The sequence below is a fragment of the Streptomyces sp. NPDC024555 genome (assembly GCF_055559335.1).
Genome location: NZ_JBVHKV010000011.1, coordinates 104,955 through 128,334, shown reverse-complemented (window position 1 = coordinate 128,334; position 23,380 = coordinate 104,955). Strand labels below are relative to the sequence as shown.

20 protein-coding genes are annotated in these 23,380 nt (G+C 73.2%); 8 read left to right on the top strand and 12 right to left on the bottom strand.

Translation table 11 applies throughout. From position 1 onward, the window contains the following. Positions 1-200: 200 nt before the first annotated feature. The gene (locus ACZ4FH_RS20405; protein WP_467306354.1) at positions 201-977 is read left to right on the top strand and encodes a class I SAM-dependent methyltransferase; all 777 of its coding nucleotides are present in this window, start codon (positions 201-203) and stop codon (positions 975-977) included. Positions 978-983: 6 nt separating this feature from the next. Here ACZ4FH_RS20405 and ACZ4FH_RS20400 read toward each other — a convergent pair whose 3' ends face one another. Next, positions 984-1,883, bottom strand: coding sequence for a hypothetical protein (locus tag ACZ4FH_RS20400; RefSeq protein WP_467306353.1), 900 nt, complete (start codon positions 1,881-1,883; stop codon positions 984-986). Further along, positions 1,880-2,218, bottom strand: coding sequence for a PadR family transcriptional regulator (locus tag ACZ4FH_RS20395; protein ID WP_467306352.1), 339 nt, complete (start codon positions 2,216-2,218; stop codon positions 1,880-1,882). The genes ACZ4FH_RS20400 and ACZ4FH_RS20395 overlap by 4 nt, the downstream gene beginning before the upstream one ends. A 222-nt stretch (positions 2,219-2,440) precedes the next feature. On the opposite strand from ACZ4FH_RS20395, the gene ACZ4FH_RS20390 reads away from it, so the two are divergent. The 3 genes from ACZ4FH_RS20390 (at position 2,441) to ACZ4FH_RS20380 (ending at position 3,994) form a co-directional block, all read left to right on the top strand. Beyond that, positions 2,441-2,896 carry a DUF7144 family membrane protein gene (locus ACZ4FH_RS20390; protein ID WP_467306351.1) on the top strand — a complete coding sequence of 152 codons (456 nt, stop codon included), beginning with the start codon at positions 2,441-2,443 and terminating at the stop codon, positions 2,894-2,896. A gap of 84 nt (positions 2,897-2,980) precedes the next feature. Continuing rightward, positions 2,981-3,655 (top strand): GAP family protein, encoded by a 675-nt coding sequence (locus ACZ4FH_RS20385; protein WP_467306350.1) that lies wholly within the window; start codon positions 2,981-2,983, stop codon positions 3,653-3,655. A gap of 114 nt (positions 3,656-3,769) precedes the next feature. Further along, positions 3,770-3,994: a DUF2277 domain-containing protein gene (locus ACZ4FH_RS20380; RefSeq protein ID WP_326662624.1), complete on the top strand. Its 225-nt coding sequence runs from the start codon at positions 3,770-3,772 to the stop codon at positions 3,992-3,994. On the opposite strand, the gene ACZ4FH_RS20375 is transcribed toward ACZ4FH_RS20380, so the two are convergent. The 5 genes from ACZ4FH_RS20375 to ACZ4FH_RS20355 all read right to left on the bottom strand — a co-directional run bounded on the left by ACZ4FH_RS20375 (position 3,981) and on the right by ACZ4FH_RS20355 (position 8,869). Further along, on the bottom strand, positions 3,981-4,643 hold the full coding sequence (locus ACZ4FH_RS20375) for a DedA family protein (RefSeq protein ID WP_467306348.1): 663 nt from the start codon (positions 4,641-4,643) through the stop codon (positions 3,981-3,983). The two genes, ACZ4FH_RS20380 and ACZ4FH_RS20375, sit on opposite strands and share 14 nt — an antisense overlap. A gap of 338 nt (positions 4,644-4,981) precedes the next feature. Beyond that, on the bottom strand, positions 4,982-5,440 hold the full coding sequence (locus ACZ4FH_RS20370) for a DoxX family protein (RefSeq protein WP_467306347.1): 459 nt from the start codon (positions 5,438-5,440) through the stop codon (positions 4,982-4,984). Positions 5,441-5,983: 543 nt separating this feature from the next. After that, on the bottom strand, positions 5,984-6,628 hold the full coding sequence (locus ACZ4FH_RS20365; protein ID WP_383632753.1) for an HNH endonuclease family protein: 645 nt from the start codon (positions 6,626-6,628) through the stop codon (positions 5,984-5,986). A gap of 328 nt (positions 6,629-6,956) precedes the next feature. After that, a complete protein-coding gene (locus tag ACZ4FH_RS20360; protein WP_467306345.1) occupies positions 6,957-7,619 on the bottom strand; it encodes an HAD-IA family hydrolase in 663 nt (220 codons plus the stop codon). Between the two features lie 170 nt (positions 7,620-7,789). After that, on the bottom strand, positions 7,790-8,869 hold the full coding sequence (locus ACZ4FH_RS20355; protein WP_467306343.1) for a peptidoglycan-binding domain-containing protein: 1,080 nt from the start codon (positions 8,867-8,869) through the stop codon (positions 7,790-7,792). A 135-nt stretch (positions 8,870-9,004) separates the two neighbouring features. On the opposite strand from ACZ4FH_RS20355, the gene ACZ4FH_RS20350 reads away from it, so the two are divergent. Then, positions 9,005-11,071: an MFS transporter gene (locus tag ACZ4FH_RS20350; protein WP_467306342.1), complete on the top strand. Its 2,067-nt coding sequence runs from the start codon at positions 9,005-9,007 to the stop codon at positions 11,069-11,071. Between the two features lie 13 nt (positions 11,072-11,084). Here ACZ4FH_RS20350 and ACZ4FH_RS20345 read toward each other — a convergent pair whose 3' ends face one another. Beyond that, entirely contained in the window at positions 11,085-11,561 is a 477-nt protein-coding gene (locus ACZ4FH_RS20345) for a GNAT family N-acetyltransferase (protein WP_467306341.1), read from the bottom strand. Positions 11,562-11,648: 87 nt separating this feature from the next. Between ACZ4FH_RS20345 and ACZ4FH_RS20340 the strand changes: the two genes are divergently transcribed. Then, entirely contained in the window at positions 11,649-12,728 is a 1,080-nt protein-coding gene (locus ACZ4FH_RS20340) for a serpin family protein (RefSeq protein ID WP_467306340.1), read from the top strand. A gap of 32 nt (positions 12,729-12,760) precedes the next feature. On the opposite strand, the gene ACZ4FH_RS20335 is transcribed toward ACZ4FH_RS20340, so the two are convergent. Further along, positions 12,761-13,933, bottom strand: coding sequence for a DUF2330 domain-containing protein (locus tag ACZ4FH_RS20335; RefSeq protein ID WP_467306339.1), 1,173 nt, complete (start codon positions 13,931-13,933; stop codon positions 12,761-12,763). A 325-nt stretch (positions 13,934-14,258) separates the two neighbouring features. Between ACZ4FH_RS20335 and ACZ4FH_RS20330 the strand changes: the two genes are divergently transcribed. Further along, complete coding sequence (locus ACZ4FH_RS20330) at positions 14,259-16,214, top strand: bifunctional glycosyltransferase 87/phosphatase PAP2 family protein (protein ID WP_467306561.1); 1,956 nt, start codon at positions 14,259-14,261, stop codon at positions 16,212-16,214. A gap of 111 nt (positions 16,215-16,325) precedes the next feature. Here ACZ4FH_RS20330 and ACZ4FH_RS20325 read toward each other — a convergent pair whose 3' ends face one another. Beyond that, entirely contained in the window at positions 16,326-17,276 is a 951-nt protein-coding gene (locus ACZ4FH_RS20325) for an AEC family transporter (RefSeq protein ID WP_467306337.1), read from the bottom strand. Between the two features lie 71 nt (positions 17,277-17,347). Continuing rightward, a complete protein-coding gene (locus ACZ4FH_RS20320; protein WP_467306336.1) occupies positions 17,348-18,598 on the bottom strand; it encodes a cytochrome P450 in 1,251 nt (416 codons plus the stop codon). Between the two features lie 317 nt (positions 18,599-18,915). Here ACZ4FH_RS20320 and ACZ4FH_RS20315 point away from each other — a divergent pair, with 317 nt between their 5' ends. Beyond that, entirely contained in the window at positions 18,916-20,085 is a 1,170-nt protein-coding gene (locus tag ACZ4FH_RS20315; protein WP_467306334.1) for a steroid 3-ketoacyl-CoA thiolase, read from the top strand. Between the two features lie 43 nt (positions 20,086-20,128). On the opposite strand, the gene ACZ4FH_RS20310 is transcribed toward ACZ4FH_RS20315, so the two are convergent. After that, positions 20,129-23,239 carry an alpha-N-acetylglucosaminidase gene (locus tag ACZ4FH_RS20310; RefSeq protein ID WP_467306333.1) on the bottom strand — a complete coding sequence of 1,037 codons (3,111 nt, stop codon included), beginning with the start codon at positions 23,237-23,239 and terminating at the stop codon, positions 20,129-20,131. Between the last annotated feature and the right edge of the window lie 141 nt (positions 23,240-23,380).

Here is a 23,380-nt window from a genome sequence, read left to right as displayed (position 1 = left end):
GACGCGGTGACCGGTCACGTCGCTTCGGGGCGTGGCCGGGACCTCGCAGGGGCGCGGGACGTCCGCCGAGCGACTGTGCCGGTGATTTGTATATGTCGGTCACCGACCTATAGTGGTCCACGCGATCCCCGCCCCGGGGCCGGTCCACGCTGCGGCCGTGCCCCGCCCACGCCGTGCAGCGGAGACGGAACGGAGCAGACATGGCGTCCAAGAAGAACCTCGTCGCCAACCGGGAGACCCTCGCCCACAAGGTGCGGTACGCGGCGAGCCGGCCGGACCGGATAGCCCCGTACCTCAAGCGGGCCGCGCGGGACCGCTGGCTGGCCTTCAAGCACCCGGACCACGTGAACTACTACCGGGCCGTCATGGCCTCCGACACCCGGCGCAACCCCGAGGCGGCCGTGGGCAGCCAGACGCACGAGCGGTGGCTGGCGCTCGGGAAGATGCAGTTCGACTACCTGCTGGCGCACGGACTCGCCCCCGGGTCCCGCATGCTCGACATCGGCTGCGGCAACCTGCGGGCCGGGTGGCACTTCATCGACCACCTCGAAGCCGGGAACTACTACGGCATCGACATCTCGCCCGACATCCTCATCGCCGCCAAGCGGACACTGACCGCCCAGGGCCTCCAGGACAAGGTCCCGCACCTGACCCTCACCAAGGACCTGACGCTGGACTTCCTCCCCGACGCCTACTTCGACGTCGTCCACGCGCACAGCGTCTTCTCGCACTCGCCGATCGAGATCATCGACGAGTGCCTCGCCCACGTGGGGCGGGTGCTCGCGCCGGGCGGACACTTCGACTTCACCTTCGACCGCACCACCGGCACCGAGCACCAGGTCCTGCGCGAGGACTTCTACTACCGGACCGAGACCCTCGTGGACCTCGCCGCCGGGCACGGCCTGACCGCCCGCTTCATGGACGACTGGGAGAAGCTCGGGCACGGACAGTCGAAGATCCGCGTCACCGCCGGCTGAGCCGGATCAGCGCGGGCGGGCGGGGTCCGAGCGCCTGCCGTACACCCGCCGCAGCCGCAGCGCCGCCGCCGTGCCCGCCAGGACGGCCACGGACGGGAGCAGCGTGTCCTCGTCGACCACGCCCGCGCAGAACCCGATCGCGAGGAACGGGGCCGCCGCCAGGGCGAACCGGCCGGCGGTACGGATACGGGCCAGCGGCCGGCGGCCCGCCAGGAGCAGGGCGGCGGCCACCGGGACGCCCAGGCGCCAGTGCACCACGGATCCGATGCCCCGGGCGTCCCACAGCGCCACGGCGACCACGCCCACCAGGGCCCAGACCGTCAGCGCCACCCGCCCCGCCCCGCTCCGGACCCGGCCCGGCGGGCGCAGGTCCGGCGGGCAGGCCAGGGGGAGCGCGGCCACCAGCGACGGGGCCGCGAGGAACAGCGCCGCCTGCCACGGCATCCACGCGTGGGCGGGCAGCGTCGTCGCGTACAGGACCGCCGCGTACGTCACCGTGCCGGCGCACGCCCACCGCGCGCCCGCGGCGAACCGTCCACCCAGCGCGAGGACGGCACCGGTCAGCGTGACGAGGGCGCAGCCGCCCATCACATAGCTCAGCGGGATCAGGAAGTCCGGGTTCCGGCTGATGTACCGGTCCCCGACGAGCGACACCAGCGTGAACGCCGCGTAGGCGGCCGTGGCGGCGAGGGCGAACGGCGCGGCGGCGGCGAACAGCGGGCCGCCGCGCTGGGAGGAACCGAGCCCCAGCCGCAGCCGCAGCGCGTGCGCCACGATGTCGCCGGCCTCCCGGACGCGGGCCCACCGGCCCGCCCCCTCGACCGCCTCGTGGTACGACGCGGCGATCTCGTCCCCGAAGTCCCGGCGGAAGCCGGCCGGGTACAGGCGCAGCAGCGGTGTGCTCACGCCGTGGCCGGCTTCCCCGCGACCCCCAGGCGCCGGGTCGCCTCGCGCGCGGTGGCGGCGATCCGCCGCGCCTCGGCGGCCAGGCTGTCGCGGCCCGCGGCCGTGAGCGTGTACGTACGGCGCAGCCGGCTGTCCACGACCTCCTCCGCGTACACCTCGATCAGGCCCTCGTTCAGCAGCCGCTCCAGTCCGCCGTACAGCGTGCCCGTACGCATCCTGACCCGGCCGTCCGAGATCTTCTCGACCTCGCGGGCGATCGCGTAGCCGTGACGGGGCTCGTCCGCGAGGGCGGTGAGCAGCAGCAGCGTCGGTTCCTGCATCGCGCGATCACTCATGCCCGCATGATAAGTCACCCATCGGCATATGTCGGTCCGGGAGGCGCGAGGCCGGGGCCGGGGCTCGGGGGGCCGGGAGCCCGTGCCGGGGGACGGGGCGCGGGAGGGTCCGGCGCCCCGTCGCCGTCACCCGGACGGACGCGTCCAAGTGGTCGCCCCGCGAGGTGCCGCGCAGGGTCGGTCAGACATACGGACCCACCGGCCCAGGAGGTTGGAGTTCTCATGGCACAGTCCGCGCCCACGCCCGGCGGCCCGTCACCCGCCGGCCCCACCGCGCCGTCCTCCTCGCCCGCCGGACCCAATCCCTGGGCGGCCGGAGGGGTCATGTTCGCCGGTGTGCTGCTGATGGTCGACGGGGTGCTCGGAGCGATCAAGGGCATCGCCGGCATCGCGTCGAACGACGTCTACGCACGGATCAACGACTACGTCTTCAAGTTCAACACGACCACCTGGGGATGGATCCACCTCGTCCTCGGGGTGATCATCGCCGTCGTCGGCTGGGGCATCCTCAGGGGCTCGGGCTGGGCGCGCGGCATCGGTGTGGGGCTGGCGGCGCTCAATATGATCGCCAACTTCATGTGGCTGCCCTACCAGCCCATCTGGGCGGTCGTCTCCCTGGCGATCGACACCTTCGTGATCTGGGCCCTGTGCACGGACCGCTCCGAGCCGGTCCTCTGATGCACGCCCTGAGGGCGGGTCCGGCGGTGACGGGCGTGCGGACGCCCGCCGTCGGGCCCGCCCGCCGGTCCCGGGCGGCCGGCCATGGGTGATGCCGTCGGGCAGATGCTGGCGTCCGCCGTCGGTATCGCGATCAGCCCGCTGCCGCTGATCGCCGTGATCCTCATGCTCGCCACCCCGCGCGGCCGGTCCAACGGCATCGCCTTCACCGTCGGGTGGACGGTCTCGCTGGCCGTCCTGGTCACGGTCGTCGTCCTCGCGGGGTCGGGGGCCGACGCCGCCGGGGACGACGGGCCCGCCACCTGGACCCTGTGGCTGAAGCTGGGGCTGGGGGTGCTGTTCGTGCTGATGGCGGTCCGGCAGTGGCGGGGGCGCCCGAAGGAGGGGGAGGAGGCCGGGCAGCCCGGATGGATGCGGGCGATCGACGGCTTCACGCCGGTGAAGTCGGCCGGGCTGGCCGCCGCGCTGGCCGTGGCCAATCCGAAGAACCTCGTGCTGGCCGTCGGCGGGGCGGTCTCGATCGCCTCCAGTACCGCGGACGCCGGGGGCAAGGCCGTCGCGGGCGTCCTGATGGTCGTCGTCGCCTCGCTCTGCACCACGCTGCCCCTGGCCGTGTACCTCTTCGGCGGTGCGCGGTCCGCCCGGGTGCTCGGTGGGTGGAAGGAGTGGATGGGGCGGCACAACGCGGCGATCATGACGACCGTGCTGGTCGTCCTCGGTGCCAAGTACATCGGCGACTCCCTCAGCGGACTGGCCTGAGAGAGGGCCGTCCGGCAGCGGGCGCGCGGGCGGGAGGCACGGGCCGCGCGCGGTCCCGGCCCGCCCCGGCCCGCGTCCCGGCGCGTTGTCAGTGGTGCGGGTCACACTGGAGTCATGTGCCGCAGTATCAAGACTCTCCGCCCGCCCGCCCTCCCCGAGGAAGCCACCGAGGAGGACATCCGCGCCGCCGCCCTGCAGTTCGTCCGCAAGGTGTCCGGCTTCCGCGCCCCGGCCGCGCACAACAGGGAAGTGTTCGACCGCGCGGTCGACGAGATCGCCGAGGCGACCGCCCGGCTGCTGGACGGACTGGAAGTGCGGGGTGGTGTCAGGACGCCGTAGGGACCGATGCGGCCGCCGCGGCAGCGGCGGGGCGCTTCATCAGGAACGCGGCGAACGCCCCGGCGACGAACAGCGCCAGGACCGAGACGGCCGTGCCGAGCCAGCTCGCGCCCAGCCACTGCGCGCCGACGTAACCGAGGCCCACGCTGTACCCCGCCCAGGCCACACCGGCCACGGCGGACCACGGCAGGAACTCCTTGACGTCGCGGTGCGACGCCCCGGCGCCCAGCGAGACGACCGACCGGCCGGCCGGGGCGAAGCGCGCGATGACGACGAGGACGCCGCCGCCGCGGCTCAGGGCGGCGCCGAGCCGTTCCTGCGCGGAGGTGAGGCGGCGGGAGCGCGCGATGGCGCGGTCCAGCCGTTCGCCGCCGCGCCGGGCGAGCTTGTACGCGACGAGGTCGCCGAGCACCGAGGCGGTGGCGGCGCACAGGACCAGGGCCAGCAGCGAGGGCACCTCGGCCACGTGCCGGGCCGCGCCCGCGGCGTCGGCGGCGACGGTCGTGGTGCCCGCGGCGGCGGCCGTGGCGGCGGTGATCACGAGGACCCCGCTCGGCAGGACGGGGAGGAAGACGTCGAGCAGCACGGAGAGGGCGACCACGGCATAGATCCATGGACTGCCGATCAGCGCACCCACGCTCTCGAACACCTACGACTCCCCGATTCGTAACAACGCCGCGACGTCGCAGGGGAGCGGCAGGAGCGGCAGGGCCAGCTGTACAGCGTACGCCTGCCGTTCACCCGGTGATCCATATATATGAGCGATGTTGGGCATCTCACGTGGCCCCCGCAGCCCCTCACGCACCCGCCTCCCCGCCCGTGCGGATGCCTTGCGGCCTTTGCGGGCATCTGCGTCGTTCGGTGCGGGGTGCGGGGTGCGGGGTGCGGGGTGCGGGGTGCGGGGTGCGGCGGGGTTGGGGTGTGCGGGGGTAGGGGTCGGGCGGACCCGGTCGGCGCGGGTCCGTGGACCGCTGACGGGGGGAGACGTCAGGCGGCGACCGGGGACTTCGCCTCGGAGGCGCGGTCGGCGGTGTCCTGCGCTTCGGCGCGGGCGGTGAACAGTCGGTCCAGGGCGAACGCGCCGGGGCCGGTGAAGACGAGGAGCAGGAAGACCCAGCAGTACACGGCGGAAGGTTCACCACCGTTCTGGAGCGGGAAGAGTGCTTCGGGCTGGTGAACCTTGAAGTACGCGTACGCCATCGAGCCGGACGAGACGAGAGCGGCGATACGGGTGCCGAGGCCCAGGACCACGAGGCTGCCGCCGACGAGCTGGATGACGGCCGCGTACCAGCCGGGCCAGGTGCCGGCGGGTATGGTCCCGCCGCCCATGGCGCCGCCGAGCACACCGAAGAGCGATGCAGCGCCGTGGCAGGCGAACAGCAGGCCGACGACGATGCGGAAGAGCGCGAGGGCGTAGGGCTGGGCCTGATTGAGGCGTGTGTACATGGGGGGAGCTCCTTCGGTCTGGTGGGGACGTGAACCGACTGAGCGCCACAGATTAGGTAGGCCTGACCAATGCTTGCAAGTTCAACATTTTGTCGACTGGCTGAAAATCAATGGACCGTCACCGGTCAACGCATGGGCGGATACCCTCTCCAACAGGGGACCTGCGGCTCATGACTTGGCCTGAACCAATGTCAGCGCAGTTTTCCGGCCACTCGCGCCATGTGTCTTTGGTTGGATGCCGAACCGGAGACCGTTCGAGGTGGGTCACCGCGCCGGGTGACCGGCTCGCTCGGACGTGCCTCGTTGGAGGCAGTGGCGGGCCCCGGGTCCGGTGCCCGGCGCCGGTGCGGAGGCGAGGCGTGCCGCTCGTGCGGCGGCGGCTGTGCGGAGTGGCGTACGGGGCCGCGCGGAGCGTGCCGTCGTCCCGGGCCCTTCCTCGTACTCGGCCGAAAATGCGTCGGTGTCAGGAGCGCGCGGGCACGGCGAAGCCGCCGCGCCGGACCCGGGTGGGCCGGCGCGGCGGCTTCCTCTCGCGACGCCCGGTCAGCAGCCGTTCAGCACGGACTGCAGGGCGCTCTTCTCGGCGGAGTCGACGCTCAGGTCGTAGTAGTGCTTCACGTGCACCCAGGCGCGTGCGTAGGTGCAGCGGTAGGCGGTGCGGGGCGGGAGCCAGTCGGCCGGGTCCTTGTCGCCCTTGGACTGGTTGACGTTGTCGGTGACGGCGATGAGCTGGGGGCGGGTCAGATCGTTGGCGTACGCCTGGCGCTGGGCCGTCGTCCAGCCGGAGGCGCCGGAGCGCCAGGCCTCGGCGAGCGGGACCATGTGGTCGATGTCGAGGTCGGACGCCGCGGTCCAGGTCGCGCCGTCGTACTGCGAGTACCAACTCCCGCTGACCGCGGCGCAGCTGGAGTCCTGCGTGACGTTGGTGCCGTCGCGCTCCAGGACGACCTCGCGGGTGTTGCAGGCGCCGGACTGGGTGATCCAGTGCGGGAACTTGTCGCGGCTGTAGCCCGTGGACGAGCCCTCCGCCTTCACGGTGAGCTGGCTCAGATAGGTGCGGGCGGTGGACGCCGAGACCGGAGTGGGCATCGCCGCCTGGGCCTGGGGGGCGGTGAGCAGCCCGGTGGTGGCGGCGAGCGCGGCGGATGCGGCGAGGACGGCTATGCGACGCGCGTAGACACCTGACATGCGAACTCCCTTGACGTGGGGGGGAAGAAGACCCGGTCGCCGAAACGGCCCGGTCATCGTGGCGGCGCCGGGTTTCCGTGGGGTGGGCGCCAGGTAACAGGGTGGCGACATGGGCACGTCACATCAAGGGATCTGACAGAGGGCGTCGTGGTGCGGGGGGCGTGCGGGGCCGTGCGCGCGGGCGCGGAACACCGGATACGGGGACGAGTCCGCCCTTATGGCCCACGTGGGAGTGCATGCGTACGGCCCCCGCCCGGTGGGGGCGAGGGCCGTACGAAGGTTCGTGGTGCTGGTGTGTGACGGGGTGTGGGCCACCCCGGCGCGCGGGTCAGCGCACGTCGATGTGGAGCGTGATCGTGCCGTCCGCCGCCGGCTCCACGCGGAGCCGGGTCAGATCGTCCACGTGCGCGTCGGGGGAGAGGGCCGCCGCGCGGGGGCCCACGCCCACCACGCGCATGCCCGCCGCCCGGCCGGCCGCGATGCCCGCCTCGGAGTCCTCGAAGACCACGCAGTCCGCCGGGGCGAAGCCGAGGCCCGCCGCGCCCTTCAGGAAGCCCTCGGGGTCCGGCTTGCTGGCGCCGACGCTCTCGGCGGTGACCTTGAAGTCGGGCATCCGCAGCCCGGCCGCACCCATCCGGGCGCGGGCCAGTGCCAGATCCGCCGAGGTGACCAGGGCGTGCGGCAGGGCCGCGATCGCGTCCATGAAGGCGGCGGCGCCGCCGACCGGGACGACGCCGTCGGTGTCGGCGGTCTCCTCGGCGAGCATCACCCGGTTGTCCGCGTAGTTCTGTTCCATCGGGCGGTCCGGGAGGAGCGTCGCCATGGTCGCGTACCCCTGGCGGCCGTGCACCACCTTGAGCGTCTCCTCCGGGTCCAGGCCCATCCGCAGCGCCCAGCGCCGCCAGCACCGCTCCACGACCGCGTCCGAGTTCACCAGGGTGCCGTCCATGTCGAGGAGGAGGGCGTGGGCGGTGAGGGCGGTGGCCGGCATGGGCGGGCTCCAAGGGGGAACGAGCGCCGCCGTGGGGTGTGCGGCGCGGGGGAGAACAAGCGGCCCCCGCTCGCCGGTCAGGGTGTGCGCGCGGAGGCCACTTTGTTCCTCCACGATACAAAAACGGGAGCGGGAAAGCGAATCCCCCTGCCCGGAGGCGGGGGCACCGGTCAGTCGCGGCCCCGGCCGGTGGTGGCGCCCTCCAGTCGCCGACGGGTCTCCGGGCCGTAGACGCCCTCGGGGTCGCCCTGGACGCCCCACCAGATCTGGAAGTCGCGGACGGCCTTCTCGACCCGTTTGGTGTAGTCGTCGCCGACCTCGCCGCCTCCCAGGACCCAGACCTCCTGGAGCCGGAGCTGCAGCTCGGTCACCTCGGGCCCCCGGTCCCCGAGGCGGAGCGTGGGGCCGCCGCCCTGCGAGGCGCCCGGCGGGACCAGGGCCGGGCCGCCGGCGGACGCCGTGGCCGAGGGGGACGAGGAGGGCGCCGACGGGGTGGGGGAGGCCGGTGCGGACCGGGTCGCCGAGGCGGAGGGGCGGGTGGACGCGGACGCCGACGCCGACGCCGACGCGGACGGGGAGGCCGGGGCCGGGCGCGTCGCGGAGGGGGTGGGGGAGGCGGAGGCCGGGGCCGTCGGCTCGGCGTCCTCCTCGGGGAGCGTCGCCACGGTGGAGGGCATCGCCTGGTCCAGGTCCGCCTCCTTGTCGGCGCTGCCGTCGAACAGCCCGCCGATGAACGCGGCCGTACCGACCACCGTCACCACGGCCGCCCCCGCCATGAGGGCGGCGAACGGCTTGCGGCGGCGCGGCTGCACCGGGTCGGGGCCCGCCGTCACGAGCGGGGTGCCGGGCGCCACCGCGTCCGGCGGCGGGCCCGGGTGCGGGCCGGGCCCGGAGGAGTCCAGGAACAGCGGCATGGTCGTCGCGGCGTCCCCGGACCGGCCGTCGTGGGCCGCTGCCGGTGCCCCGTCCGCCGCCGGGGCGGTGTCCGCGCCGCCCAGCGTCACGTACGGCCGGATGCGCAGCGGGTCGAAGTCCTCCGCCGCCGCGGCCTCCGCCGTGCGCTCGGCGTGCTGCGCGGCGATGCGCCGCTGCTCGGCGGCGCGGTCCACCTCGCCGGTGCCGTACGCAACCGGGCCGCCGGTGCCGTACGCGCCGGGGCCGCCGTGGGCCGCCCGCGCCGCGCAGGCGCAGCGCGGAGCGCCGTCGGGTCTGCTGTCCGTACCGCACTCCGGGCAGATATGTCCGGCCATGGTGGGTCCCCTCCCCTTGAACTGCCTGCGATTATGCAGCCCGCCGCCGGGAAGCCCAATCACCCGGTCCCTCGGCAGGCCATAACAGGACGGAACGGACAGGATGGGGGTGTAGCGGATCCGAGGAGATGTTTCATGGCCCAGCAGCTGAGCCCCGCCCCGGCCCCCGGAGCCGAGCGCTCCACCCGCTCCGTCCTGGTGGCGATCGGGGCACTGCTCCTCGGCATGCTGCTGGCGGCGCTCGACCAGACCATCGTCTCCACGGCGCTGCCGACGATCGTCAGCGACCTCGGCGGTCTGGAACACCTGTCGTGGGTGGTCACCGCGTATCTGCTGGCCTCGACCGCGGCGACGCCGCTCTGGGGCAAGCTCGGCGACCAGTACGGCCGCAAACGGCTCTTCCAGATCGCGATCGTCATCTTCCTGATCGGCTCGGCGCTCTGCGGCGTCGCCCAGAACATGCCGCAGCTGATCGGCTTCCGGGCCCTCCAGGGGCTCGGCGGCGGCGGGCTGATGGTGCTGTCGATGGCGATCGTCGGGGACATCGTCGCCCCGCGCGAACGCGGCAAGTACCAGGGGCTGTTCGGTGCGGTGTTCGGCGCGACCAGCGTCCTCGGACCGCTGCTCGGCGGCTTCTTCACCGAGCACCTCAGCTGGCGCTGGGTCTTCTACATCAATCTGCCCATCGGTGTGGTCGCCCTCGTCGTCATCGCCGCCGTGCTCCACATCCCCGTCCGCCGCACCCCGCACACCATCGACTACCTCGGCACCTTCCTCATCGCCTCGGTCGCCACCTGTCTGGTCCTCGTCGCCTCGCTCGGCGGGACGACCTGGGCCTGGGGCTCGGTGCAGATCATCGCGCTGGCCGCGCTCAGCGTGGTGCTGCTGATCGCCTTCGTGTACGCGGAGCGGCGCGCCGCGGAGCCCGTCCTGCCGCTGAAGCTGTTCCGGATCAGGACCTTCAGCCTCGTCGCGGTGATCAGCTTCGTCGTCGGCTTCGCGATGTTCGGCGCCATGACCTATCTGCCGACGTTCCTCCAGGTGGTGCACGGCATCACGCCGACCATGTCCGGTGTGCACATGCTCCCGATGGTGTTCGGGCTGCTCATCACCTCCACCGCCTCCGGTCAGGTCGTCAGCCGCACCGGCCGCTGGAAGGTCTTCCCCGTCGTCGGCACCGGCCTCACCGCGGTCGGCCTGCTCCTGCTGCACCGGCTCACGGAGACGAGCCCCACGTGGGAGATGAGCATCTACTTCTTCGTCTTCGGCGCGGGCCTCGGCCTGGTCATGCAGGTCCTCGTCCTCGTGGTGCAGAACGCCGTGTCGTACCAGGACCTCGGCGTCGCCACCTCCGGGGCGACCTTCTTCCGGTCCATCGGCGCCTCGTTCGGCGTCGCCGTCTTCGGCACCATCTTCACCAACCGGCTCACCGACAAACTCGGCACCGCGCTCGCCGGCCGCACCCTCCCGCCCGGCGTCAGCGCGGACAGCCTCGCCGCCGACCCCCGGGCCATCTCCCAGCTCCCGCCGTCCCTCCGGCAGCCGGTCCTGCACGCGTACTCCACCTCGATCACCGATGTGTTCCTGTACGCCGCCCCCGTCGTCCTGGTCGCCTTCCTCTTCGCCTGGCTGCTCAAGGAGGACAAGCTGCGCGGTTCGGTGACCGCCCCGGACCCCAGCGAGACCCTGGCCTCCAACCCGGTCGAGCGCTCCTCGTACGACGAATGCGTCCGCGCCCTCTCCGTCCTGGCCACCCGGGAGGGGCGCCGCGAGATCTATGTGAAGATCACCGAACGGGCCGGGTACGACCTCCTGCCCGCCGCCGGGTGGATGCTGCTGCGCATCAAACGCCACGGCACCGTGGAGCCCTCCCGGCTCGCCGACATCGCCCCCGTGCCGCTCCGGGTGATCAGCGACGCGGCCCGGCAGCTGGAGGAGCGCGGGCTGGCCCGCCGGATCGGGGTGCAGCTGGTCCTCACCGAACCGGGCGCCGAGGCCGTGGTGAAGCTCGCCCGCGCCCGTGAGGAGTCGCTGGCCGAGCTGCTGGGCGACTGGTGGGGGCCGGACCGGCCGACGGACCTGGTGGCCCTGGTGGCGGAGCTGACCGAGGAGACCAACGGGTCGAGCAAGGAGCGCCCGCACAGCCCCGAGCCCCGGCGGGACCACGCGGCCGGCCACCGCCACGAGCCGCCGCCCGTCTGAGCCTCCGGATCCCCTACAGCTCCTTGGCGAACCAGTGCTCGGCGTACTGCCGGTGGTGGAAGGCCGGGACCTCCCGGTAGCCGTGCTTGGCGTACAGCCCGCGGGCCTCGACGAGATCGGACCGGGTGTCCAGGCGCAGCAGGCGGACGCCCGCGGTCCGGGCCAGCTCCTCGACCGCCGCGAGCAGCAGCCCGCCGCCGCCCGTGCCACGGGCCCCGGGGCGCACGAAGACCCGGGTCAGCTCCGCCGTCCCCGCGTCCCCCAGGACCAGGCCGGCGCACGCCTCCGCCCGGCCGTCGAGGCGGCCGACGGCGAAGGCGCCGGTGGGCGGCGCGAGCAGCTCCGCCCCGTCGTCGGTCAGCCCCTCGTCGATCTCGCGCGCGGTCGCGGGGCGCCCCCAGTAGCGGCTCGCCACCTCGTCGTAGTAGTCCCGGCGCAGCAGCGCGGCATCGGGCGAATCGAAGCGTTCGGGGGTCACGGTCCATGTCACCGGGTCATTCTGTCCTCGCGTACACCTGTGCGGAAAACGGATTGATGACTGGGCGACAGGGGGCCGGACGTGCCGGAGGCGGAACGGATGACCAGAGGCGAGGCCGTGCGCGGTCTCGCCGAGCGGTGGATCGGGGTGCTGGCCGTGCGGCCGGAGGCGAGCTTCGTCTGCTCGCCCGCCGGACTGTGGCTGGCCCTGTCCGCCGTCGCCGCCGGGGCGCGCGGCACCACGGCCGACGAACTGCGTGCCGTGCTCGGGGCCGCGGGGGAGGAGGCCGCCGAGGCGGTGACGGCCGCCTCCCGTGAGCTGACCGCGACCGACGCGCTGAGGGTGGCGACCCGGGTCTGGAGCCGGGTGCCGGTGCGTCCGGAGTACGAGGCGGCCCTGGCGGACGTCCGCTTCGGGCCCATGGACCCCTCGGGGGCCGACGCGTGGGTGCGGGAGGCGACCGAGGGGCTGATCGGCCGGCTGCCCCTGCGGATCGACGCCTCCGTGCTGCTCGTCCTCGTCAACGTGCTCGCGCTCAAGGCCCGCTGGGAGGTGCCGTTCGAGCGGGACGAGACCGAGGACCTGCCGTTCACCGCCGCCGACGGGACGAGCCGCCCGGTGCCGACGATGTACGGCGAACCCGAACCGTGGGAGACGTGGACCGTCGGGTCCGTGCGGGTCGTCGAGCTGCAGTGCCGGGCCGGTGAGGGCGGCGGGGCGCCGGTCAGGGTCCGGCTGGTGCTGGGCGAACCGGGCGCCGGAGCCGCCGACGTACTGCCCGCGGCCTGGGCCCCGGCGGACCGGCGCACCGCCGCCGAGGCGGATCACGTGAGTATGACCGTCCCGCGGTTCACCCTGCGTACGCATATCCGGGTCACCGACCAGCTGCCGGCCCTCGGCATCCGGGAGGCGGTGTCCGGGTCCGCCGACTTCTCCGGCATCTCCCAGGAGCCGCTGATGTTGTCCCAGGTGGCCCAGGAAGCGGTGGTGAAGGTGGCCGAGGAGGGAGTGGAGGCGACGGCCGTCACCATGGTCGCGATGGCCGGAGCCGCGCCGGCCGAACCGCTGAGCCACCTCCACATCGCCTTCGACCGGCCCTTCGGCGTCGTCGTCCTGGACAACGGGGGCGAGGTCCCGCTGTTCACCGGCTGGCAGGCGGGCATCCCGGAAGAGGAGTGACCCCCGGATCCTCCGCCCCGGCCCGCCTCCGCTCAGCGCAGCGGCGGCGGGACCGTCACCGGCGGCGGGGGCACCACCGGGCGCCGCCGCCGGGCCCGCAGCGCCCACACCAGCGCGCCGGCCGCCACGGCCGCCCCGCCGAACACGGTCAGCGCCCAGACCGGGACGCCGCCCGCCGTCAGCAGCATGTCCCGGTAGGTCACCCGCTGGTACGGGGTGTCCGCGTCGGAGGCCCGCAGGACGTGGTCCCCGTCGATCAGCTCAGGACGCGGGAAGGACTGCTCGATCGCCGTGACGAAGACCGGTTTCCGGCCCGCCAGCACGCTCATCGCCGGGTAGCGGTCGTGCTCGGCGACGGTGTCCACCCGCCCCGCGTACGTCACCTCGGGCCGCTGCCCGCCGATCGTGCCGCTGGGCTCCATCCGGTGCGCGGCCAGCACGTAGAGCCCCAGCGACTGCGGGGTCGCGGCCAGTTCGGACAGGCGCATCGGATAGACGAGGCGGTCGCTGGCGAAGCGCAGCCGCAGCGGGTCCAGCGTGCCGCTCAGCGGCACCCCGCTCCGGCTGGGGGCCAGCCGCACCGCCACGTACTCCCACTTCTGCTCGACGTACGGGCGCAGGGCGCTCGCCAGCCGGTCCGGGAGTTCGAAGCCGTTCAGCTTCAGCCAGGACTCCAGCGCCCGCGGGTCCGTCGCCGCCAGCCGGGCCACGTCGAAGGGGCCGAGCCGCTCCCGGCCGACGACCTCGACCGGGCGGGCCGCGCCGGGGGCGGGGGCGGCGTCCCCGACGCCGTGCCCGGAACCGCCGAACGGCCAGTCGTCCGAGCGCGGCCAGAAGTAGTGGCGCTCGCGGCGCACCGGGGCGGTCAGGGACTCCAGCTCGGAGAAGAGAGAAGGCTCACCCAGCTCGACCGTCGCCCGGTGCGGCACCGGCATGATCCAGGCGGCCTCGGGGGCGTCCCCGCGCACCGTCAGCCGCATCACGATCTGCTCGGTGGTCCCGTCCCAGCTCACCACGGACGTCTCCCGGCCGACCGCCACCGAGTGCGCGGGATCCACGACCATGGCCCCGCAGCCGCAGGCGTACGCCGGTGCCACCAGCGAGCCCAACTGCGCCGAGAGCACCAGCAGTACCAGCGACAGCGCCCGTGTCGCCCAGCCGCGCCGCCGGTGCCGGTCCCCGCGCCCGTTCCCCGAACCGCGCATCTCTCCTGGCCTCCCCGTGATCGCCGATCAGGGGCTCAGACGTGCCGCCGCCCTCCCCGGTTCCCGCGCGTCGGGCCCGCCCGTACGGCCCCGCGCGAGCCCGTTACACCACGGCCGGGCATTCTTTCGGACAAAAGCCGGATGACAGTCAGGCGAAGAGGGGGTTGATTGGGTCTTCCCCAGAGCGCAATGCGAAGGTTTCAGAGCATGACGGACACGCACAAACGGTGACGGATGTCGGGAGGGTCGGCGCAACGTGGCGAATGCGGAGCACAGGGTGCACGGGGACGCGGTGACGGGAGCGAGGACCGGGGCGGCCCGCGCCGTGCTCTGGCTGGTCGTGGCGGTGCTGGCGGTGCGGCAGATGGCGGTGGTGCTGCGGCAGCCGCCCGGCGAACGGCTCACCGACCTGGAGACCTGGATCGGTGACAACGGTGTGCTCCATGTGACGGGCTCCCTGTACGACACCGACCGCTTCACCGGCACCCCGTTCGCCGGGCTCGTCCTCAAGCCGCTGACCCGCCTGGCCGAACAGAACCTCGGTGTCGTCTGGACCTTCGGCTCGCTGCTCCTGGTCGCCGCGCTCGGCGTCGTCGCCGCCCGCGCGCTGCCCGCCCCCGTCGGCCGCCGCACCGCGCTGCTCGCCGCCCCCGTCGCGATCAGCCTGCTGATGCTCTCGCTGCCGGTGCGCAACGCCCTCCACCTCGGCCAGACCAGCATCCTGCCGGTCCTCCTGGTCCTCGTCGGCTGCTTCGCGGTCCGGGGCGAACGCGCCTCCGGCGTGCTCGTCGGCATCGCCGCCGCCCTCCAGCCGACCGTGCTCCTCTTCGCCGTGCTGTTCTGGCTGACCGGCAGACGGGCCGCCGCCCTCACCGGCGGCGCCGCCTTCGCCGTCTGCACGGCGCTCGCCTGGGCCGCCATGCCGCACGACTCGTGGTCGTACTGGGTGCACCACGTCGCGGGCGCCGGCCTCGGCGACCAGGCCGACAGCCTCGCCAACCAGTCCCTGCACGGCGCGCTGCTCCGCCTCGGCCTGACCGGACCGCTGGAGATCACCCTCTTCCTGGTCCTGGCCGTCGCCGTCTGCCTCCTCGGCCTGCGCCGCGCCGTGCGGTACGCGCGGGACGGGCAGCTGCTGCTCGCCGTCGCCGTGACCGGCTGCGTCGCCGTCGCCGTCTCCCCGACGGCCTGGCAGCACCAGCTGCTGTGGGTGCTGCTCGCCGTGGTGGGCCGGGTCGGGAAGCGGGCCTCCGACCGGCTGGTGTGGCCGGCCGTGGTCGTCCTCGTCCTGACGCTGCCGGGCAAGATGCTGCTGCCGAACATCGAGGCGATGTTCCCGGTCCGCGACAACGTGCTGCTGATCGCCGCGCTCGGGGCCGCCGTCGCCGCCCCCTTCCTGCCCCGCACCTCGCCGTACTGGCAGCACCCGGTCCCCACCGACTACCGGGCCCCGGTGGCCTCCCGCTGGAGCCGGGTACCGCTGCTGCCGTTCTGGCGGCGGGTGACGAGCCGGCCCAACCTGCTGCTCGAACTGCTGCTGATCCGGGTCGTCTACTCCGCGTACCAGCATGTGCGCCTCGCCGCGACGGCCGGCCGCGCCACCGCCGAGCACCACGGACGGCAGATCCACTCGCTGGAGCAGTGGCTGCACATCGACATCGAGCACTGGGTCAACCACGCGGTCGTGAAGGTGGACTGGCTGCGGGACTTCTTCGACTACTACTACTCGACGTTCCACTTCGTCGTGCCGCTCGCCATCCTCGGTGTGCTCTACGTCCGCCGCCCGGCCGACTACCGCTGGGTGCGCAGCTCCATCGGCTTCGCCACCGTGCTGGCCCTGGTCGGCTTCTGGCTCTACCCGCTCGCCCCGCCCCGGCTGATGCCGGGCCTCGGCTTCATCGACACGGTCCACGGAGTCCAGGACTTCGCCAAGCCGGACTACGGCACGCTGACCGGGGTGACCAACCAGTACGCCGCGATGCCCTCGCTGCACTTCGGCTGGTCGCTGTGGTGCGGGGTGGTCATCGTGATGCTCGCCCCGAAGCTCTGGATGAAGGCGCTGGGCGTGCTGCACCCGCTGTTCACGGTCTCCACGATCGTCGCGACCGGGAACCACTGGGTGCTCGACGCGGTGGGCGGGGCCCTGGTGGTCGCCCTCGGCTTCGGGCTCACCCATGTGCTGTGCGGCCCGCGCCGGCTGCGCGCCCCGGTGGAGCAGCCGGCGGCGAAGAAGGACCCGGACCCGCTGGCACCGCCGACACGGGTGCCCGAGAGCGCCTGAACACGGCGTGGTGAGGGGGGTGGAACGGCCGTGGCCGTCCCACCTCCCTCACCGGTGGATCGTCGCCCCTCCAGCATCCGCTCCCGGCCCCGCGACCGCCATTCGGGCGGATCAGCCCGACGGCCCCAGCGCCCAGGCGGCCAGGGACAGCGTCACCATCGACACCAGCGTGGAGACCATCACGGAGTCCCGGGCCGGGCCGGTGTCCAGACCGTATTCGCGGGCGTAGACGAAGGCGTTCTGCGCGGTCGGCAGCGCGGAGCAGATCACCACGGCCAACAGCTGGTGCGGGGGCAGACCCATCAGCGGACCGGCGACGAGGAACGCGGCCAGCGGCTGCGCCAGGGTCTTCAGCCCGACCGCCACCGCCGTCTCCGCCCGCCGGGGGGCCGGGCCCGTGCCGCCCCCGGGGCCCCGGTGCAGCGACAGCCCCAGCGCGACGAGCGCGGTGGGCACGGCGGCGGCCCCGAGCACGTCCAGGGGGCGGGTGAGCGCGGCGGGCGGACGCAGCCCCATCGCGGCGACGGCCACCCCGAGCAGCGAGGCCATGATGATCGGATTGCGGACCGGCAGGGTGACCATGCGCCGCAGCCCCTCGCGGGGCCGCCCGCCGCGCTCTCGGGTGCCCGAGTCCAGCAGGGTCAGGATCACCGGCGAGACCAGCAGCACCTGGAACAGGATGATCTGGGCGACGAACGAGGCGTCCCCCAGCACCTGCACGGCCACCGGGATGCCCAGATTGGCGGAGTTGACGTAGCCGCAGGACATGGCGCCGATCGCCGCCCCGGCCCGGTCCCGGCCGAAGCTCCGCCGGAAGACCGCGTAGCCCAGCGCGGACACGGCGGCCGTACCCGCCCCGAAGGCCACCAGCGACGGATGCGCGAACGTGCCCGGCCGCGCCCCGGACACCATCGTGAACAGGGCGGCCGGCATCGCCACATGGAAGACGAAACGGCCGAGGACGGACTCCGCCTGCTCACCCAGGAGTCCGCCCCGGCCGACCGCGTACCCGATACCGGTCAGCAGCCAGATCGGGGTGAAGGCGGAGAGCACGGCGGACATCCCGCCATGATCTCCGTACGGATGTGCGCCCTCGGCACGGGGGTGCGGGCGCGGCCCCGGGGCGGGGCCGCTCAGCCCGCCGAGGTGCTGACCCTCAGTTCCTTGATGCCGTTCAGCCAGGCCGAGCGCAGCCGGCGGGGGTCGCCGGTCAGCCGCAGGTCCGGCAGGGTGTCCGCGATGGCGTTGAAGATCAGGTTGATCTCCATCACGGCGAGGGACTTGCCCAGGCAGAAGTGCGGACCGCCGCCGCCGAAGCCGAGGTGCGGGTTGGGGTCGCGGGTGATGTCGAAGGCCTCCGGGTTCTCGAAGACCTCGGGGTCGTTGTTGGCGGAGGAGTAGAACAGCCCGACCCGGTCGCCCTTCCTGATGCGCTGTCCGCCCAGTTCCGTGTCCTGGGTCGCGGTGCGCTGGAAGGAGACCACGGGGGTCGCCCAGCGGACGATCTCCTCGGCGGTCGTCTCGGGGCGCTCGCGCTTGTACAGCTCCCACTGCTCGGGGTGGGTGAGGAAGGCGTGCATGCCGTGGCTGATGGCGTTGCGGGTGGTCTCGTTGCCGGCCACGGCGAGCAGGATCACGAAGAAGCCGAACTCGTCGGAGGAGAGGTTGCCCTCGCCCTCGGCCGCGACCAGCTGCGTCACGATGTCCTTGGCCGGGCACTCCTTGCGGGCCGCCGCGAGGTTCATGGAGTACGAGACGATCTCCATGGCCGCCTCGGCGCCGATCTCCTCGGTGATCGCGTACTCCGGGTCGTCGTACGCGGCCATCTTGTTCGACCAGTCGAAGATCCGGGCGCGGTCCTCCTGGGGGACGCCGATCAGTTCCGCGATGGCCTGGAGCGGAAGCTCCACGGCGATGTTGGTGACGAAGTCGAACGCGCCGCTGTCGTCGGCCGAGGCGAGCGCCGCGTCCACGATCGAGCGGGCGCGCCGGCGCAGGGTCTCCTCCAGGGAGCGGATGGCGCGGGGCGTGAATCCGCGCTGGATGATCTGGCGGACCCGGGTGTGTTCGGGCGGGTCCATGTTGAGCATGATGAGCTTCTGCACGTCGATCTGGTCGCGGTTGATCGACTCGTTGAAGCGGATCACGGCGGTGTTGGTGTTCGACGAGAACAGCTCGGGGTGGGTCGAGACGTACTTGACGTCGGCGTGCCGGGTCACGACCCAGTAGCCGGAGTCGTCGAAGCCGGAGATGCCGGTGGGCTGGGTGCACCACCAGACCGGGGCGGTCTCCCGCATGAGGGCGAACTCGGGGTGGGGGACGCGGGCTTGGAGCAGGTCGGGGTCGGTGAAGTCGAACCCTTCGGGCAGATGGGGGCAGGGCATCAGCGGCTCCAGGTCGAGAACTCCGGGTCGGTCCGAGAGCCGTCGGGCGTTGTCTGACGACCCATCAGAAGTTGCCGGGAAAGGTAGTAACGAGTTCTACAACTGACAAGGCCCATGGCCCGATCTGTTGCGTGAAGGCGTGGTGAACCGGACAAGTTCGCGGTGAGGAGGTGTGGTTGGCGGCGGCAAGGTCGGTGCACGACCCTTGCGTACCGGGGGTAAGGCTCATAAGACTGCTGAAAGAACTAGAACGCGTACTAGTTCCTTCCGCCGGCGCCGGGACGCCCCTGCGGAAGAGCGATGGAGAGGACGAGCTCATGGCCGCGGAACCCGTCATCGTCGAAGCCGTACGCACCCCGATCGGCAAGCGCGGAGGCGCGCTCGCCAATCTGCACCCGGCCTATCTGCTGGGTGAGACCTACCGAGAACTCCTCGGGCGCACCGGCATCCAGGCCGACTGCGTCGAGCAGATCGTCGGCGGCACCGTCACCCACGCCGGCGAACAGTCCATGAACCCGGCGCGCAACGCCTGGCTCACCGTCGGACTCCCGTACGAGACGGCCGCGACGACCGTGGACTGCCAGTGCGGCTCCTCGCAGCAGGCCTCGCACATGGTCGCCAACATGGTCGCCGCCGGGGTCATCGACGTCGGCATCAGCTGCGGGGTCGAGGCCATGTCGCGGGTCCCGCTGGGCAGCGGCTCCAAGCACGGTCCGGGCAAGCCCTGGCCCGACGAGTGGAACGTCGACCTGCCCAACCAGTTCGAGGCGGCCGAGCGCATCGCCCGCAACCGCGGCCTCACCCGGGAGAACGTCGACGCCCTCGGCCTCCTCTCGCAGCAACGGGCGGCCGCCGCCTGGGCCGAGGAGCGCTTCAAGCGCGAGACGTACGCGGTACAGGTCCCCACCACCGAGGAGGAGCAGGCCGCCGGTCAGGGGATGTGGCGGCTGGTCGACCGCGACGAGGGGCTGCGCGACACCTCCATGGAGGGCCTGGCCCGGCTCAAGCCGGTCATGCCCACCGCCGTCCACACCGCGGGCAACGCCTCGCAGATCTCCGACGGCGCCTGCGCGATCATGTGGTCCTCCAAGCGGATGGCGCGGGCGCTCAGACTCAAGCCGCGTGCCCGGATCGTCGCCCAGGCCCTGGTCGGCTCCGATCCGCACTTCCACCTCGACGGCCCCATCGACGCGACCCGCGCCGTGCTCGGCAAGGCCGGGATGTCGCTCAAGGACATCGACCTGGTGGAGATCAACGAGGCCTTCGCCTCCGTCGTCCTCAGCTGGGCCCAGGTCTTCGACCAGGACCTGGAGAAGGTCAACGTCAACGGCGGCGCGATCGCGCTCGGCCACCCGGTCGGCGCCACCGGAGCCCGGCTGATCACCACCGCCCTGCACGAACTGGAGCGCAGGGACAAGGAGTTCGCCCTGATCACCATGTGCGCCGGTGGCGCGCTGGCCACCGGCACCATCATCCAGCGCCTCTGACCCGCGGGCGGCCGGGACCCGCGGGCCCCGGCCGCACACGCGCTCAGCCGGTCAGCGACCAGCCGCTGAAATCGGCCCGGCCGCGCCGGCCCGAACCGCCGTTCGCCGCGGTCATGAAGAAGCCGACGTCCTGGACGTCCGCCGCGCCCGGCACCGTCACCGCGCCCAGGGCCCGCCAGGTGGCGCCGCCGTCCGTGGAGCAGGAGCCCGTGAACGTGCCGCCGCTCCGGGTCAGCCGCAGCAGGACGGGGCCGGTGACGCCGGGCACCGAGTCCCGCTTCTCCAGGGTGCCGTCGCCGTTGCCGTCGTAGGACAGCACCACCCCGTTCACCGGGGTCAGCGCCAGATTCAGGAAACCGCGCGAGCCCTTCGTCCCCATCGCGTTGCGGACGACCAGCCCGGCCCGCGCCCAGTTCCCGGTGTTCTCCTGCGCGTCCACCCGTACGGTCGCGCTCGCACCGTCCCGGAACGCCCCGGCCCGGAACACCGCGCCGAACTCGGCCGTCGAGCCCCACAGATCGCGCCCGGCCCCGTCGATCGCGAAACGGCCGCCGGCCTGGCCGAAGGAGGCCGCGTTGGCGTCGACGGTCGACCAGCCGGCGTCCAGCGGCCCGGCCACATAGATCCGCCCCTCGGTCACCGCCGTCACCGGGCGCTCCCCGAGCGGCCCGTAGCGCGCCCGCAGCGTGAACGGGTGCGGCTCCAGCGGCTCCTTCGGGGCGCCCGCCGGGGCGGTGACCCGCCAGCTGGTCCGGGCGCTGCCGCCCGGCGCCACCCCGGACAGCTCCACCGGCTCCAGCGCCTCGGGGTCCAGACCGGGGACGGAGAGCGAGAAACCGACGGGGCCGGTCGCGCGCAGCCCGTTGACATTGCGGAACGCGGCCTCGACCAGGGCCGAGCCGCCCGGCGCCACCGCCGCCCGGTCCGCGGCGACGGTGACCGTGCCCTGGTAGGGGGCGGCGGCCAGCACGTCGTGCACCCGCAGCGCGGTGCGGTGCACGGCGGCCGCGGTCAGCTCGCGCAGCGGATACCTCCGGCGCTCGCGCGTCCACGGCTCCTCCACCGCGTACCAGTCGAAGGTCCGCGGTGCCCGGCCGTGGGCGAGCGCGTCCGCCATCTCGTCCAGATACGTCTGCCACTGCGGCAGATGGAAGTCGCCGATCAGCCCCTGCCAGTCGCGGTTGGCGTAGTTGGCCAGCAGCCCGCCGTCGGCGGCCGGACGGTCGGCCCAGGTCGTGATCAGCGCGCGGGCGCTGTGCTCCAGCTGCGCCGCCTCCTGGGGCGAGGACGCGGCCCGCCGGGCCTCGTCCAGCCACGGGCCGAGCATGAACGCCCGGTGCCCGCCCGTCATCTCCTCGCTCAGCCGCATCAGCCTCAGCCAGAGCGCGGACAGCACCCCGAAGGCCTCGCGGTCCGCGCGGAGGTACGCGGCACGCAACTGCGGCAGCAGCTGCCGGGAGCGGTTGGCGAGCGCCTGACGGGCGAAGTCGGTCAGATCGAAGCGGTACGCCTCCGAGCGGCGCAGCGGCTCCTTCACGCCGAGCAGCGCCGCGAAGGCGGTGTCGAAACCGGCCGAGTCGAACGACAGCTGGGTGGTGCCCCAGTAGGTCGCGTTGACGGCCGCCAGATCGGGCCGGGCCGCGAACAGCGAGTCGTGCGGGCGGCCGTCGGCGCTCTGCACGTCGTACGCGGTGTCGCGCAGCGCCGCGAAGGTCTCGGTGGCCCGCGCGTCCGGACCGCCGTAGCGGAAGCGCGCGTACCGGGCGAACCAGTCGGCCCGGTCCACCGCCTCCGGACGCCAGGCCAGCTCCGTGAACAGCTCGAAGGCGGCCGGATCGCGGTCGGTGGACTCCGGCAGATACGCCGTCCCGGCCAGCGCGCTGCCCGGCTTGTCGCGCCACGCCGGGAACTTCGAGGTCCACGCCGGGGCCATCGCGCCCAGCGTGGTCCGGCCGCCGAAGTTCGGGATGGCCCCGAAGGCGTACGGGGTGTTGCCCCACTCCTTCTCCCGGTCGGTGGCCTCGTCCAGCTCCGAGCGCCCGTCCACGATCAGCACATGGGTCTTGTCCAGCGCGGCCAGCAGTTCGGGGCGCGGATTGCCGGTCCACCCCATGATCACCCAGGTCGCCCCCGGCCGGGCGGTCTGCAGTGCCCGCTCGATGCCGCGCGCCGCCTCGGGAATGTCCACCCCGCCCGCGCTGCCGCCCTCGTGCAGGATGTCCATCTTGTACGAGGGGACGTCGCCGAACAGCTCCCGCTGGTGGCGGTAGAACGCGGCGGCGACCCGGGCGAAGGCGTCCGTCCGCGGGTCCAGCCAGTCCGGGCGGCGGAATCCGGACCACTGGCCCTGCGGGACGACGGACGCGCCCGGGTTGCGCTCGGCGAAGCCCTCCGGGACCGTGCCGAAGTAGCCCGGCAGCACCGGGGACATGCCCAGCTCGCGCATCCGGTCGGCGGCCCGCCGGCCCAGCGCGGCCCGCCGGTCCATCAGCTCCGGACCCACCGGGCCCCCGTACCCGCTCATGTTCTGCAGCAGCCACCACGGCTGGTGCGTCGGCGCCGGGATCCAGGCCCTGGCCTCCGCGTCGCTGTAGCCGAACTCCCGCATCACCCGGTGGTACACGGCCTCCTGACCGACGGTCAGATAGACCTCGTTGCAGCCGTGCAGGGCCAGCACGTCCAGCGTGCGCTCCCAGCGGTCCCAGTCGGCGTACGGGGCGGTGTAGCCGTCGTAGGTGTCGTTGAACGTGAACCGGTGCGGGACCGTCGCCCGGCGCTCCAGCACCTCCCGGGGCGCCGGCAGCACGGCCGGCAGGTCCAGCTGGCTGCCCGCCCAGGAGATCACCGCGTCGCACGTGTACTTCAGATACCAGTGCACCCCGGTCAGGATCACCGCCGGCGTCGTCCCGGCGACCTCCACACGGCCCCGCCGGCCGCCCACCCGGAAGCGGTCCCCGCCCGCCGGGTCGAGGAGCGAGAGCCGGAACTGCGCGGCGTGCCCGCCCAGCAGCCGCCTCAGCGCCGCCTGCGCGGGCCCCGTGCCGGCCGTGCCGGGGGCGGGTCCGGCGACCGCCGGGATCTGCGTGCCGAGCGCGGCGGACACGCCCGCCGCTCCGGCCGAGGTCAGTAGCGTACGTCTCGACAGCTGCGTCACGACACTCCTTGGGCAGGGCCACGGATGGTGCGTCAGGTGTGAACCGGATTCTGCGGTGCGCACGTTAATGGCGGCCCGCAGGCGCGACAACGGGTCCCCAACTTCTTTCGGACAGGCCCCGGACGGCCCACCGGACGGCCG

Bases quoted from the DNA above. Each gene is read 5' to 3' on its own strand.
- ACZ4FH_RS20340 (WP_467306340.1), top strand. From the start codon at position 11,649: ATGACCAGAGGCGAGGCCGTGCGCGGTCTCGCCGAGCGGTGGATCGGG.
- ACZ4FH_RS20335 (WP_467306339.1), bottom strand. From the start codon at position 13,933: ATGCGCGGTTCGGGGAACGGGCGCGGGGACCGGCACCGGCGGCGCGGC.
- ACZ4FH_RS20390 (WP_467306351.1), top strand. From the start codon at position 2,441: ATGGCACAGTCCGCGCCCACGCCCGGCGGCCCGTCACCCGCCGGCCCC.
- ACZ4FH_RS20325 (WP_467306337.1), bottom strand. From the start codon at position 17,276: ATGTCCGCCGTGCTCTCCGCCTTCACCCCGATCTGGCTGCTGACCGGT.
- ACZ4FH_RS20405 (WP_467306354.1), top strand. From the start codon at position 201: ATGGCGTCCAAGAAGAACCTCGTCGCCAACCGGGAGACCCTCGCCCAC.
- ACZ4FH_RS20350 (WP_467306342.1), top strand. From the start codon at position 9,005: ATGGCCCAGCAGCTGAGCCCCGCCCCGGCCCCCGGAGCCGAGCGCTCC.
- ACZ4FH_RS20320 (WP_467306336.1), bottom strand. From the start codon at position 18,598: ATGCCCTGCCCCCATCTGCCCGAAGGGTTCGACTTCACCGACCCCGAC.
- ACZ4FH_RS20355 (WP_467306343.1), bottom strand. From the start codon at position 8,869: ATGGCCGGACATATCTGCCCGGAGTGCGGTACGGACAGCAGACCCGAC.
- ACZ4FH_RS20360 (WP_467306345.1), bottom strand. From the start codon at position 7,619: ATGCCGGCCACCGCCCTCACCGCCCACGCCCTCCTCCTCGACATGGAC.
- ACZ4FH_RS20380 (WP_326662624.1), top strand. From the start codon at position 3,770: ATGTGCCGCAGTATCAAGACTCTCCGCCCGCCCGCCCTCCCCGAGGAA.
- ACZ4FH_RS20365 (WP_383632753.1), bottom strand. From the start codon at position 6,628: ATGTCAGGTGTCTACGCGCGTCGCATAGCCGTCCTCGCCGCATCCGCC.
- ACZ4FH_RS20370 (WP_467306347.1), bottom strand. From the start codon at position 5,440: ATGTACACACGCCTCAATCAGGCCCAGCCCTACGCCCTCGCGCTCTTC.
- ACZ4FH_RS20385 (WP_467306350.1), top strand. From the start codon at position 2,981: ATGGGTGATGCCGTCGGGCAGATGCTGGCGTCCGCCGTCGGTATCGCG.
- ACZ4FH_RS20315 (WP_467306334.1), top strand. From the start codon at position 18,916: ATGGCCGCGGAACCCGTCATCGTCGAAGCCGTACGCACCCCGATCGGC.
- ACZ4FH_RS20395 (WP_467306352.1), bottom strand. From the start codon at position 2,218: ATGAGTGATCGCGCGATGCAGGAACCGACGCTGCTGCTGCTCACCGCC.